The sequence below is a fragment of the Enterobacter sp. E14S genome (genome assembly GCF_055666685.1).
In genome coordinates, this window is sequence record NZ_JBVODQ010000005.1 from 255648 (window position 1) to 269004 (window position 13357).

The 13357-nt window shown below is 52.2% G+C and carries 13 protein-coding genes; 8 read left to right on the forward strand and 5 right to left on the reverse strand.

From position 1 onward, the window contains the following. The first annotated feature begins 28 nt into the window (after nt 1-28). A complete protein-coding gene (gene pheP, locus ACZ6J2_RS13690; protein ID WP_029741065.1) occupies nt 29-1417 on the forward strand; it encodes a phenylalanine transporter in 1389 nt (462 codons plus the stop codon). An 82-nt stretch (nt 1418-1499) separates the two neighbouring features. On the opposite strand, the gene ACZ6J2_RS13695 is transcribed toward pheP, so the two are convergent. Together ACZ6J2_RS13695 and ACZ6J2_RS13700 are read right to left on the reverse strand one after the other, a co-directional pair. After that, the gene (locus ACZ6J2_RS13695; protein WP_471725961.1) at nt 1500-2741 is read right to left on the reverse strand and encodes a mechanosensitive ion channel family protein; all 1242 of its coding nucleotides are present in this window, start codon (nt 2739-2741) and stop codon (nt 1500-1502) included. A gap of 65 nt (nt 2742-2806) precedes the next feature. Continuing rightward, a complete protein-coding gene (locus tag ACZ6J2_RS13700; RefSeq protein WP_471725962.1) occupies nt 2807-4243 on the reverse strand; it encodes an MFS transporter in 1437 nt (478 codons plus the stop codon). A 107-nt stretch (nt 4244-4350) separates the two neighbouring features. On the opposite strand from ACZ6J2_RS13700, the gene ACZ6J2_RS13705 reads away from it, so the two are divergent. Then, nucleotides 4351-5220, forward strand: coding sequence for a helix-turn-helix transcriptional regulator (locus ACZ6J2_RS13705; protein WP_471725963.1), 870 nt, complete (start codon nt 4351-4353; stop codon nt 5218-5220). 15 nt (nt 5221-5235) lie between these two features. Here the strand turns inward: ACZ6J2_RS13705 and ACZ6J2_RS13710 are convergent, their stop codons facing one another. From ACZ6J2_RS13710 to ACZ6J2_RS13720, 3 genes are all read right to left on the reverse strand, one after another. After that, nucleotides 5236-5844 (reverse strand): helix-turn-helix domain-containing protein, encoded by a 609-nt coding sequence (locus tag ACZ6J2_RS13710; protein ID WP_471725964.1) that lies wholly within the window; start codon nt 5842-5844, stop codon nt 5236-5238. Between the two features lie 303 nt (nt 5845-6147). Beyond that, nucleotides 6148-6705, reverse strand: coding sequence for a fimbrial protein (locus tag ACZ6J2_RS13715; protein ID WP_471725965.1), 558 nt, complete (start codon nt 6703-6705; stop codon nt 6148-6150). A 13-nt stretch (nt 6706-6718) separates the two neighbouring features. Next, on the reverse strand, nt 6719-7393 hold the full coding sequence (locus ACZ6J2_RS13720) for a fimbrial biogenesis chaperone (RefSeq protein WP_471725966.1): 675 nt from the start codon (nt 7391-7393) through the stop codon (nt 6719-6721). A gap of 264 nt (nt 7394-7657) precedes the next feature. On the opposite strand from ACZ6J2_RS13720, the gene ACZ6J2_RS13725 reads away from it, so the two are divergent. The 6 genes from ACZ6J2_RS13725 (at nt 7658) to ACZ6J2_RS13750 (ending at nt 13305) form a co-directional block, all read left to right on the forward strand. Then, nucleotides 7658-8206, forward strand: a complete 549-nt coding sequence (locus ACZ6J2_RS13725) for a fimbrial protein (RefSeq protein ID WP_471725967.1) — start codon at nt 7658-7660, stop codon at nt 8204-8206. A gap of 64 nt (nt 8207-8270) precedes the next feature. Beyond that, entirely contained in the window at nt 8271-8804 is a 534-nt protein-coding gene (locus tag ACZ6J2_RS13730) for a fimbrial protein (protein WP_471725968.1), read from the forward strand. Between the two features lie 6 nt (nt 8805-8810). Further along, nucleotides 8811-9572 (forward strand): fimbria/pilus periplasmic chaperone, encoded by a 762-nt coding sequence (locus tag ACZ6J2_RS13735; protein ID WP_471725970.1) that lies wholly within the window; start codon nt 8811-8813, stop codon nt 9570-9572. 17 nt (nt 9573-9589) lie between these two features. Further along, nucleotides 9590-12214, forward strand: coding sequence for a fimbrial biogenesis usher protein (locus tag ACZ6J2_RS13740; protein WP_471725973.1), 2625 nt, complete (start codon nt 9590-9592; stop codon nt 12212-12214). Between the two features lie 16 nt (nt 12215-12230). After that, nucleotides 12231-12767 carry a fimbrial protein gene (locus ACZ6J2_RS13745; protein ID WP_471725974.1) on the forward strand — a complete coding sequence of 179 codons (537 nt, stop codon included), beginning with the start codon at nt 12231-12233 and terminating at the stop codon, nt 12765-12767. A 10-nt stretch (nt 12768-12777) separates the two neighbouring features. Continuing rightward, complete coding sequence (locus ACZ6J2_RS13750; RefSeq protein WP_471725971.1) at nt 12778-13305, forward strand: fimbrial protein; 528 nt, start codon at nt 12778-12780, stop codon at nt 13303-13305. Nucleotides 13306-13357: the final 52 nt, after the last annotated feature.

A 13357-nucleotide genomic window follows, 5' to 3' on the forward strand; every position in this document is an offset into this window, starting at 1 on the left:
CCTTCTAAAAAAGAGACAGGGGTAGGACGTGAAAGACGCGTCATCCGCTTCAGGCCATGGTAGCGCTGAAGCCTCGTCGGATCAGAATCCGACGCTGCAACGTGGTTTGCAAAATCGACATATTCAGTTAATTGCCCTTGGCGGCGCGATCGGTACCGGGCTGTTTCTCGGCATCGGCCCCGCTATTCAGATGGCTGGCCCGGCGGTGCTGCTGGGTTACGGTATCGCCGGGATTATCGCCTTCCTGATCATGCGCCAGCTTGGCGAAATGGTCGTTGAAGAGCCGGTTTCAGGCTCCTTCGCGCACTTTGCTTATAAATACTGGGGCCCGTTTGCTGGCTTCCTGTCCGGCTGGAACTACTGGGTGATGTTCGTGCTGGTGGGGATGGCCGAGCTGACCGCCGCGGGCATTTACATGCAGTACTGGCTGCCGGATGTTCCGACGTGGATCTGGGCGGCGGCCTTCTTCATCATTATTAACGCCGTTAACCTCGTCAACGTGCGCCTGTATGGCGAAACCGAGTTCTGGTTTGCGCTGATCAAGGTGCTGGCGATTATCGGGATGATCGGCTTTGGCCTGTGGCTGCTGTTCTCCGGCCACGGCGGCGAGCGCGCCACGATCGACAACCTCTGGCAGCACGGCGGCTTCCTCGCCACCGGCTGGAAAGGGCTGATTCTCTCCCTGGCAGTGATCATGTTCTCCTTCGGTGGACTCGAGCTGATTGGCATTACCGCCGCCGAAGCGCGCGACCCGCATAAAAGCATTCCCAAAGCGGTCAACCAGGTGGTGTACCGTATTCTGCTGTTCTACATCGGCTCGCTGGTGGTGCTGCTGGCGCTCTATCCGTGGGTGGAAGTGAAGTCCGACAGCAGCCCGTTCGTGATGATTTTCCACGATATGAACAGCAACCTGGTGGCCTCGGCGCTGAACTTCGTTATTCTGGTGGCGTCTCTGTCGGTCTATAACAGCGGCGTTTACTCCAACAGCCGCATGCTGTTCGGCCTCTCCGTGCAGGGCAACGCGCCGAAGTTCCTCACCCGCGTCAGCCGTCGCGGCGTGCCGGTGAATTCCTTGTTCCTTTCCGGCGCTATCACCTCGCTGGTGGTGCTGATTAACTATCTGCTGCCGAAAGAGGCCTTTGGCCTGCTGATGGCGCTGGTTGTCGCCACGCTGCTGCTGAACTGGATCATGATCTGCCTCGCGCACTTGCGCTTTCGCGCCGCGATGCGCCGCAAGGGACGCGAGACGCAGTTCAAAGCGCTGCTCTATCCGGCGGGGAACTATATCTGTATCGCTTTCCTGGGGCTGATTCTGGTGCTGATGTGCACCATGGATGAGATGCGCCTTTCGGCGATGCTGCTGCCGGTGTGGGTTATCTTCCTGTTTGTAGCATTCAAGTTATCCCGAAAAAAGTGATCTGCTTTTCTCCCTCTCCCCGTGGGAGAGGGCCGGGGTGAGGGCACCAGACTGCACCTGCCTTCACGCCCGGCAACCCACCTCACCGATGCTGTAGGGTCAACGAGCGAATATCGTTCCCGGTCGGGGACTGGTGAATACGCAGCCCAAATTCATCCACCACCGCGAAAATATGGTCGAAGATGTCGGCCTGAATCTCCTCATATTCTGCCCAGACCACCGTGTTGGTGAAGGCATATATTTCAATCGGCAAACCATTCGCATCAGGCGCTAGCTGGCGCACCATCAGCGTCATATCTTTGCGAATACGCGGATGGTTGCGCAGATATTCATTCAGGTAGGCGCGGAAGGTGCCAATATTGGTCATCTTACGCACGTTTAATACCGACTCCCCTTCACCGTTCTTCTGATTCCACAGGTTAATTTCCTCATGTCGCGCGGCCAGATAGGGCTTCAGCAGTTTTGCCTGAATCAGCTTCTGCTGCTCCTGCTCGTCGAGAAAATGAATGCTGGTGGTATCGATATTCAGGCTGCGCTTAATGCGTCGCCCGCCGGAGGCAGACATGCCGCTCCAGTTGATAAAGGCGTCGGAGACCAGGGCCCACGTCGGAATGGTCGTAATCGTATTATCGAAGTTGCGTACTTTCACGGTGGTCAGGCCGATGTCCGTCACCGTGCCGTTGGCACCGTATTTCGGCATCTCCAGCCAGTCGCCGAGCTTGAGCATGTCGTTGGCGGAAAGCTGAATACCCGCCACAAGTCCGAGTATCGGGTCTTTAAACACCAGCATCAGAACGGCGGCCATGGCGCCCAGACCGCTTATCAGAATCGCTGGGGACTGGCCGATCAGCAGGGAAATAATCAATATCCCCACCAGGATGGCGCTCACCAGCTTGATGCCCTGGAAGATCCCCTTCAGCGGCAGCTGTGATGCGGTGGCCATTTTCTGCGACAGATTAAAAATCACGTCCAGCAGTGAGAAGAAGGAGAGCAGGGCATACACCATGACCCACAGCTTTGCGCATGTCGTGAGAATTTCCGCCGCTTCGCTGCCTTTTTGCAGCCACAGTACCGCCTGGACGTTGACGATTATCCCCTGAAGGGTGAAGGCCAGACGGTGAAATAATTTATTCTGGGTGATGATCTTCAGCCACAAATGGCTGCTGGCCTGCGCGCGTTTTTCGAAAGCGCGAAGCACCAATTTGTGCAGAATAAAATGAACGATGATGGCGGTAAGAAAAATAATACCAAAGATAATCACTAAAGAGGTGGTGTGATTAATTTCAATGCCTAACTCTTCAACCTGCGCAATTAATTCCTGCATAACGTCTCCTGTATTGATGCAGCCCCATAATGGCGGCTGCGGATCTATTATGCAAATTCACGGGCTTATTTGGTGGCCTGGCAGACCTTCACCACCGGCAGGCAAAGGCTATGGCGGATGCGCAGCGTCGCCAGGGCGAGCACCACCATCATCGCCGTTTCCACCATCAGGAAGACGTTAACCGATTGGGTGTAATCCCCGTGATGGTTTTGCAGCGCGTGCAGCAAAATCGCGCCAAAAATGGCCGGGCCAAGCCCCAGCGCGGCCTGCTGCAGCGTGCTGAGAATAGCGCTCGCGGCCCCCGCGTCGTCAGGCTGAATATCGCGCATCCCGATGCGGTAGAAGCTGTTCACGATCAGCGCCTGCCCGTAGCCGACCAGCCCGGTCGCGGGCGCCAGCGTCAGGGCGGTATTCTCCATTCCCCAGACGCGGAACGTGGCGATCAGCGCCAGCAGGCCGACAATCTGGATCGCCAGACCCATCAGCAGAATGGTACTGGTGCTGTAGCGAGCAATCAGCCGCGGCGCGAACCACGCCGAAATAAAGTAAGTTACGCCCAGCGCGATAAAACTGTTTCCGGACTGCCACGGTGCCATCCCCAGACCGGTTTGCATGGTCAGCGCCATACAGAACATAAACCCGGACCAGACGCTGAAAAAGAGCATCGCAATCAGAATGCCAAAGCGAACGCTGCGAAGCTGCAGCAGGCGCGGTGGGATCAGCGGGTGGGCATTCTCTCGCTCCTTTTTGCGCGCATTCAGCGCCGTCAGCCAGCCCAGCGGAACAATGGCGAGAAGCATAACCTTCAGCGGCCACGACCAGTGCCACTGGGGGCCGAGCGCCATCGGGAACAGCAGGCAGCAAAGAATGATCGCCAGCAGCACGGTTCCGGTCCAGTCGATGCGTGACGGCGTCTCGCGACGGGTTTCGGGTACGAAATGGCGACTCAGCGCCAGCACCACCAGACAGATCGGCACGTTGATGAAGAAAGCGTTACGCCAGCCCAGCCCGGCGATATCCGCCGACACCAGCCAGCCGCCGCCCATCTGGCCGACGATAAACGCAATCCCACCGATGCCACCAAACAGGCTGATGGCCTTAGCGTGCGCCGTACCTTTCAGCGTCACGTGCAGCGTGGCAAGAATTTGCGGCACGATCAGTGCGGCTCCCGCACCCTGAACGATGCGCGCGGCCAGCAGCTGTTCAATGTTCCCCGCTATCCCGCACAGCAGCGAGGCCAGGCCAAAGCTCGCGACGCCCCACATGAACAGACGCCGACGGCCAAAGTTATCTCCCAGCTTGCTGCCGAGCGCGAGGCAGACGGCGAAGGCCACGCCGTAGAGGGCGACAATCAGCTCCAGCTCGGTGGCGGTGGCGTTCAGCGAATGGGTGATGGCGTCCAGCGCGACGTTGGTGATTGAGGTATCAATCATCGGCAGCATCTGGCCGGTTAGCAGCAATATCAGGCCAGCGCGGCCCGGTGAAACAACTGACGTATTCATGGTAACTCCATTGCGTCATTCAACAGATGGTCGTAGCATCAACCATCTGATAAACGGGTACCAGTTCTTGCTTATACTGGTACTGGCACTACCATGCAGGGGGATTTATGGCCTTGATGTCTGAACCCGTCGTCTCACTTCAGGATGACACCCGAAAACAGCTGGGGGCATTTTTACGCGCGCGACGCGAAAGCCTCGATCCGCAGCGTCTCGGCCTGCCGCGCAGCGGTCGTCGCCGCACGCCGGGTCTGCGCCGTGAAGAGGTGGCGATGCTCTCGGACGTGGGCGTGACCTGGTACACCTGGCTTGAGCAGGGCAGGGACGTCAATCCGTCCAGCGCGGTGATGGCGGCTGTGGCAAAAGCGCTACAATGCACCCCGACCGAGGCCCGACACCTGTTTGTGTTAGCCGGGTTGCCGCCGGGTGAAGCGCCGCAGGCGGTCTGCTGCGAGGGCATCAGCGAGGGCACGCGCCGCCTGCTGGATACGCTGATGCCTAAACCCGCCAGCATTCAGAAACCGAATTTCGACATCGTGGCGTGGAACGACAGCTTCGGGCACCTGATGGGCGTCGATTTTAATGAAATCCCGCCGGAAGACCGCAACTGTATTTATCTGTTCCTCACGCATCCGGCGTGGCGCGCGCGTCTCGGCAGACGCGACGACGTGCTGCCCATATTTGTCTCCTATTTCCGGGCAGCGATGGCCGAGCACCGGGGTGACCCGCTGTGGGAGGCCAAGCTGGCGCGCTTCTTTGCGGTGTCGGAAGAGTTTAAAACCCTGTGGCACCAGCGCAACGACGTGCGCGGCGTGGAGAACCAGCTCAAGCTGTTTACCCATCCCGAGCTGGGGGATTTTACGCTGCAGCAGATGTACTGGTACTCAGCGCCGCGAAACGGGTCGCGGCTGCTGGTGTATCTGCCGGTGGATGAGGCGGGGGAGCGGGCGATGGCATGGCTGGCGGTGCAGAACAAATAAACCTGGCTTCCCGGGTCAGTAGTTATCCGGAAGCCTGTTTATTGCCATTAAGAGCCCACGTTCAATTTTAATATAGTTGCCTGTTTTCAAATCGCTTAGGATCTTCATAATTCGACTGCGCGAAAGATGGGTTTTTTCCTGTATATAGTCACAGGCATTAATAGACAGACGAAGGTCCTCTTTTTCGGTCATTAGGGACACAAGATTTAAACGAATCAACTCGTATGTAGACAATCCAACCGAAGTCTCATGAGCTTGCAGTAACCGTTTTATGGCATACATATACGAATAGGCGGCTTCCTGCCAAAGATTGCGATTGTTAATAATTTCAAGTGTGGATTTTCGTGGTTTGATTTCATACTTAATTTCACCGCAGGCCTGCATATAAAAGCCCGCATTGGTATCAATAAGGTCATTCATGCCAACGATCATCGGGGCTTCGATAAACTTCAGCAGAAGCTGGTCTCTCGTACGATAGACGGCGACGATACCGGAGTGAAGGATGAACGTCATCGGTTCTTCAAGTTGATCGAGTGAGATGATTTGGCGTTGGCGGCCGACTCTTACACGCGCGGGTTCAGAGAGCTCACCAATAAGTTTTATAATGTAATTTTCAGGTTTCATAGCGCACAACATTCCCAGAGAAATATCACTACGAGTATATCAGAGGCTGATAAAAGCGCTGCCAGTACGAAACGGTTCGCGCTTACCCCACCAAATTACACAATATATTAGGCGTTGTTTTGACGGAGACAAGAACGAGTAATGGGGGGGTTACGTTTAATAGAGGACGAAAAGGGGTTGAATGGAGCAGGAAGTGAACGGCAGCGTGAGAAAAAATCCCTTTCAGCACTCAACATCGAAAATATACCCGGAAACCGCCATCCACTGGCCGTTTCCGGGTCAAGCATACGATAAGCCAGCCTGTCAGTTATAGGTGAACGACATAGTAATGGCGGCTTTAATGCTGCCTGGCGTCACGCCACCGGCTTTACTGAAGGCACGCGTTTGCATTTTAAAGGTGGGGGTTGCACCCGCTGAAGCAATGTCGATCGTCGCCGTTTTGCCATCGCCGTAAGGTTCGCTATCCAAACCTTCCAGCTGAACCGCGACATTTTTCGCCGCTAAGTTTGTACCGTCATCGACCGCTGTATTGCTGTAGAGTGTTGTTGCATCGCCATCGTCAGCTGTTCCGTGGAATGTCGCGGTAATGCTTGAGGTACCCGTCGGGCAGCTTTTAAACTTAACGTTAATGGGTACCCATGCTGAGCTACTTCCTGCTGCGTTGAGGTCGGCGCTTTGCAATGTGCCAAGCGGAATAGTTAAGCCCGAGGCGGCGGAGTCATCAATCGTACAAGGTGAAGCGACAACCGTTCCGGTTACGTTAATGGCAACCGGGTCAGCTGCAAAAGCAGAATGGACCATACCAGCAGAGAGCAAAAGACATGCTACTGGTGACAAAACAACGTATTTGAGATTAAACATAATCATAACCATTTTAAGCTGAATAAGAGTGCATATTGCCGACAGCGCCGAAGTCGCTGATGACGCTGTACTGAATATTTCCGCCATTCACACCTGCTGGCAGGGTAAACGAAGCGGTACTTCCCGGTGCTGCCCAGGTGACATTGGATAATTTTTTCCCGGCCACCGTGATTTCATTAAAATTAATGAAATACGGTGTCGGGTTTTTAACCTCAAGCTGGTTACCGGTTATTCGCCAGCTCAGTTTTTCGCTCTCTTTCTCCACATTCGCGCCTTTGAGCGCATCCGGGCGATAGATCAGCTTAATACTGGTGGCAACGGCTATCTGCAGCGTATTCTTTTCACGCGCTGCTGAAGGGATCGCTTTAACGCGCAGCCAGTACATTGACTCTTTATCCTGCGGCAGCGTACCTGCAAGGATAATGCGCATCAGGTTCTCCTTGCCCCCATTCAGACGATAAAGAGGCGGAGTGATGACAAACGGCGGTTTTTGCGCATCGTCGTTGAGATTGCTCACCACCGTCTGGATTAAATAGGGTGTGCTATCCGGATTACGTACGCTTAATGACACTTCTTTTTTTGCACCGTCATAAAGCACTCGAGTGCCGCCGATATTGACCGTTGCGTTAGCATAATGGGATGCCGCGATAATAAAGCAACCTGCCAGGATATATGGGAACTTATTCAATCAAAACTCCAACATTATTTTAGAGATTACTCCGTAATAAGAGTGCTTGCAGAGCTCCTTTTCCGATGTGCTAAATTTATCGATTGCAAAAGATAGCGTCTCTTTTTTTATGGTCCTTTTCAAAGTCCTGAATAGGACTATGGCGTTGTTGTCTCAGTCTTTTGTTCTCGGTAACAATAATCGCATCAATAAAACGTGTATTCACGATTTTGTTGGGCAAAGGCGAAAAGGCAAGGAACACATTTAATTCATCAGGAGTTTTTAATGAAGAAGTATATTCTTTCAGTTGCTATTGCATCAGTGATGGCAGGTTCTGCGTTCTCTTCTGCGCAGGCTGCAAGCACAACTACTGTAAGCGGCGGTACCATTCAGTTCATTGGTTCTGTGGTGGATGCACCTTGCTCCGTTAGCGCAGATTCCCAGGATGGCATTATCCGTCTTGATCAGGTTACCCTGGAAAGCATGGGTGCAAAAGGTGAAGCTTCTGGTCAGGCGAAAGCGTTTGATATCGCTCTGGAAGATTGCGATATTTCCACTCTTTCCAACGCAACCGTGACCTTTAACGGTCAGTCCACTCCAGATCAGCCTGGTGCCCTGGCAAACACCGCTGGCTCTGGTGCCGCGACAGGGGTGGCTCTGCAGTTGTTCGGACCAGATGGTAACAAACTGAATCTGGGCGCTGAATCTTCCAAACAAAAACTGGCGACCGGTACGAACAAAATCCCAATGAGCGTCGATTACGTTAAAACTGCCGACACTGCAACTGCGGGTGCGGTTGAATCAGTAGCAACCTTCCAGATTACCTATTCCTGATTATCTGGTTTCTCTCCTGATTCCAATCGGGAGAGAATTTTCAGCATGAGTAATGAGAAATAAAATGAGACGTTCAGTTTTGATGTTTATTTCATCTCTGGTTTTATTTCAGGTTCAGGCCGCAACGAACGGTACAATCTCAAAAGGGAATGTCCATTTCTATGGTTCTGCGGTAAATGCTGCTTGCGCAATTGACGCACAAAGCCTTCACCAGAGCATCATGATGGATCCTGTCAAGACCGCTGCATTTATCTCTCTCGGCAGCTGGGCGGCACCAAAGACGTTCTCGATTAAACTCGAGAGCTGCAATAACACAGTAAGCCAGTCAGCTAGCGTAGCTTTCACCGGAGCAATCGATCCAAACGATCCCCAGGTTTTTCACGCTGGCTGGGGGGCAGATTCCGCGAAAGGCGTCGGGATCGGTATTTTTGATGATAAAGGAACTCTTATTATTCCCAATAGTGCTCCTGTTAATAAAATGATGATTATCAATGGGGAAACAATTTTATTTTTCACTGCCAGGTATCGGGCAGTGTCTTCGAAAGTCATTCCTGGTGATGCGAGTGCCGCAGTAAATTTCGCTGTTTACTATCAGTGAGTTTAATTGTTTGGAGAAACTGTAGAAGGGATATTGTTATTATCAATTCGGAATTTTGAAATGAAATCTATAATTTCCAGTCAGTATATTTGCAAGATTGCTTTTATTGCGTTTTCAATGATTTCTTTGTGCCATATTACGTCTTCCTCTGCTGCAGGTGTAGCATTAGGTTCAACCAGAATGATTTATCCTCTGGGGGAAAAACAAGCAAGCATCAACGTGACTAATTCAGACACTAATGAGTCTTTCCTCGTCCAGTCCTGGGTATCGGATATCAAAGGGGAAAAAACAGCAGCGTTTGTCGTTACGCCTCCGTTATTTGTACTGAAACCGGGAAAAATGAACATACTGCGCGTGATGTATGTAGGACCGGATTTGCCAGAGGATAAAGAGTCTGTTTTTTACCTTAATAATAAAGCGATACCGTCAGTTGATAAACAAACGGTGGTTGGCAACAGTTTACAAATTGCCACCCAGTCGGTAATCAAACTTTTTGTTCGCCCGAACCATTTGAACGTGAAACCGTCTGATGCACCAGCAATGCTGACGTGCCGCGCCAAAGGTTACTCTCTGGTGGTTTCCAACCCCTCGCCGTATTACGTCACACTGGTTAACTTCATCGTGGCCGGAAAGAAGCGTCCTAACACCATGGTTCCGCCAATGGGTAGCCAAACGGTAGACGCACCAGGGGCTGCAAACGGCACAATTTCCTACCAAACGCTGAATGACTTCGGTGCCATGACCCCTGCACTGACCTGCAAAGCTTAATGTCAGGGGACAACGTGATGAGTACCAAAAAGAAAGCCTCAGTTCGATTACGCTTGTCGCCGCTGGCTCTGCTGATCGGTGCCAGCCTGTTTTCAGGCTGTGTGCTGGCGGAGGAGTATTTTAACCCTGCCTTTTTATCTGATGGCAAAGGGCAGGTCGCAGACCTGTCGAGCTTCGAAAATGGCGGTGGTCAGGCTCCAGGTACTTATCGTGTTGATATCTTTCTTAATAACGACTTTATCATTAGCCTGGACGTAGAGTTTAAGGCAGTAAAATCGTTGAAAGACGCAGCTGCAGCTGAGGGCGACGATACGGGGTTGGTGGCCTGCCTGTCCGCAAAGACGCTGAGTGACATGGGGATAGATCTCAGTATACCCGATGAAAAAAAACAGCTTGCCGACGGCGAATGCGTCAATATTGCCACGCTTATCGATGGGGCCAAAGCCAGCTTTGACTTTGGTCATCAACGGCTGGACCTCAGCGTACCGCAGATTGCACTGAAAAATATGGCGCGTGGCTATATTGCGCCTGAGAAATGGGATCAGGGCATCAATGCATTGCTCCTCAACTACAGCTTCAGCGGCTCCAGCAGCCAGGATGGCAGTAGCAAAAGCAGCAGCAATTTCCTGGGGCTAAACGGGGGGATAAACATCGGCCCGTGGCGCTACCGTGACTATTCGACGCTTAACCGAAACACCAACAGTCACGGTGAAACGACAAACGAAGTGCAGCACGTAAGCAGTTATCTGGAACGAACGATCATTTCACTGAAAAGCGAACTGACGGCGGGAGACAGCTACACGTCAGGTGAAATCTTTGACAGCGTCAGTTTTCGCGGCGTCCAGCTCGCTTCAGATGACAATATGCTGCCGGATAGCCTGAAAGGATTTGCCCCGACGGTGCGCGGGATTGCGAAAAGCAATGCTCAGGTGACCATCAAACAGAACGGGTACGTGGTTTACCAGACCAACGTGGCTCCCGGCGCGTTTGCCATTGACGATCTCTATCCTACGTCTTCCAGTGGCGATCTGGTGGTCGAGGTTAAAGAGCAGGACGGGGCGATCAGAACCTACTCGGTTCCCTACTCCGCGGTGCCTTTGCTGCAGCGAGAAGGGCGCATCAAATATTCCCTGACAGCGGCCCATTACCGGACAAACAACACGCAGCAAGATGAAGTCCCGTTTGCTCAGGGAACGCTGACATGGGGGTTACCGCACGGATTCACGCTGTACGGAGGTTCGCAATTATCCTCCAGATATAAATCCTATGCTCTGGGGACAGGGGTAAACATGGGGAGCTGGGGGGCAATTTCAGCCGATATCACCCATGCGAACAGCACGCTTATTGATGATAGCCAGCATAGCGGGCAGTCCTTGCGGATGCTTTATGCAAAGTCGCTAAATGACTTTGGTACCAACTTCCAGCTGTTGGGTTATCGCTATTCGACCTCAGGTTATTACACCTTTGCCGATACGACCTATAAACACATGGATGGCTATAACAGCGATCCAGATAATGAGGACGACGATGCGAATAACGACCATCCGCACTGGTTTGATTATTACAATCTTTATTACACCAAGCGAGGCAAGTTACAGGTCAATATTACTCAGCAGCTGGGGGGACTGGGCTCGATTTATTTAAGCGGTAGCCAGCAAACATACTGGCACTCTGACAGTAAAGATACGCTGCTGCAGTTGGGTTATAACACCACCTGGCACGATATCAACATGGGCGTGAGTTATAACTACAGCAAATCTTCAGGGCAACCCGTAGCGGACCAGATGGTGGCGCTAAATCTTTCACTCCCCATCGGTAAATGGTTAGCCCCTGAGGGCAGTAACACACCCTCAAACGCCTTTGCAACGTTGAGCATGAATCAGGATAACCACGGTAGCGTCACGCAAAACGCCGGGGTGAGCGGTACGTTGCTGGAAGGTAACAACCTGAGCTACAGCGTACAGCAAGGCTACGGTAACCAGGGGGTCGGCAATAGCGGGAATGCCAGCCTGGCGCACCAGGGCAGCTATGGCAATTCAAATATTGGTTATAACTACAGCGATAACGGCAATTCCCGCCAGGTGACGTATGGCGTGTCCGGCGGCGTTGTTGCGCATCGTAACGGCATCACCTTTAGCCAGCCGCTAGGGGAAACCAACGTGTTGGTCGCCGCGCCAGGGGCCGGACGCGTGAGGGTTGAAAATGCAACCGGCGTGAAAACAGACTGGCGGGGTTATGCCGTCCTGCCGTATGCAAATACGTACCGTAAAAATCGCGTGGCTCTTGATACCACGACGCTGGGTGACAAAGTCGATCTTGACGATGCCGTCGTCGATGTTGTTCCTACCAAAGGGGCACTGGTACAGGCGGCGTTTAAGGCTCACGTGGGGATTCGTGCCTTGCTGACGCTTCTGCACAACAACGAGCCTGTGCCTTTTGGCGCAACCGTCACCCGCGACGATGAAGGTTCAGGCAGTATCGTGGGTGAGGAGGGGCAGGTGTACCTTTCCGGCCTTGCGCAAAAAGGCACATTGAAAGTGCAATGGGGCGAGGGGAGCGATCGGTCCTGCAATGCCAGCTACCAGCTGCCTGAGGATGCGCAAAATGCAGCCGTCACGCAAATTAACGTTATTTGCCGCTAACAGGGAGTCGCTCGTGATGAACGTAAAGGATATCTCGTTGCTGATCGTAAGCCTGATTTTATTGAGTGGGTTGGCCTGGCCATATCATGCGTTGGCTAAAGATGTCTCGCTGGAGGTAACCGGAAATGTGGTATCCAGTGGGTGTAAAGTAAGCTTCAACGAACAGACGATGATTGGTACTTTTTCCGGGAAGGATTTTCCTACCGTGGGCAGCACGTCTGCTTTCAAAGCAATGAGTATTAATCTCTCTGCTTGTTACAGCGGGTTGACCTCTGTATATGTGAAGTTTTCGGGCATTCCGGACGGCGATAACCCTGAATTATTATCAATTACCGATACGGGAACTGGAAAAGAACTGGCAACGGGACTTGGTGTGGAGTTACTGGATAATACAGGTAAAACAATACCCTTTAATGAAAGCACTCCCCAACTCTTTCCTCTTGATGAAGGGTTTACTACGCTCTCTTTTTTGTTGCGATATAAGTCAACAAAATATCCGGTAACTTCAGGGGAAGCCTCAGCGGCGCTGTATTTTGATTTAACCTATCCTTGAGTAAAGACAAATGACGTTATTTATACGCTGCGGTTTGGCTTTGGTTCTGGCTATGGGGCTATGCACTTCTGTTCTCAGCCATGATGGTGAGGTCAAAATTACCGGTACGATTCAGGATAATACCTGCGAATTGGCCCCTGACTCTCAGAGTAAAAAAGTATTAATGGGGAGCGTGGCAACAAAACAATTCATGCATACAGGCGATGTCGCTCCAGCAAAACCGTTCTCGATAAACCTACAAAACTGTGGCCCTGCGGCAAGTGAGGCGACGGTGACATTTTCGGGGACACCTGATAGCGAAAATGGAGATTTATTTGCTCTTGAAAATGATACTTACTCTGCTAAAGGTCTGGCACTGGGGATTTATGATGTTAATAGTGAGAGAATCGCACCCGACGATACCAGCAACGTATTTGTATTAAAAGCCGATCAAACGTCGGTTGAGTTAAGGTTCAGTGCGCGTTATGAGGCAGTGACAGAGGTTGTAACTGCTGGAAGAGCAGATGCAACAGTAACGTTTGTTATAAATTATAACTAATTGATTCAAGTATCTGTAACGCATTCTCCACCACTGGTTCTTTTAATTTTTT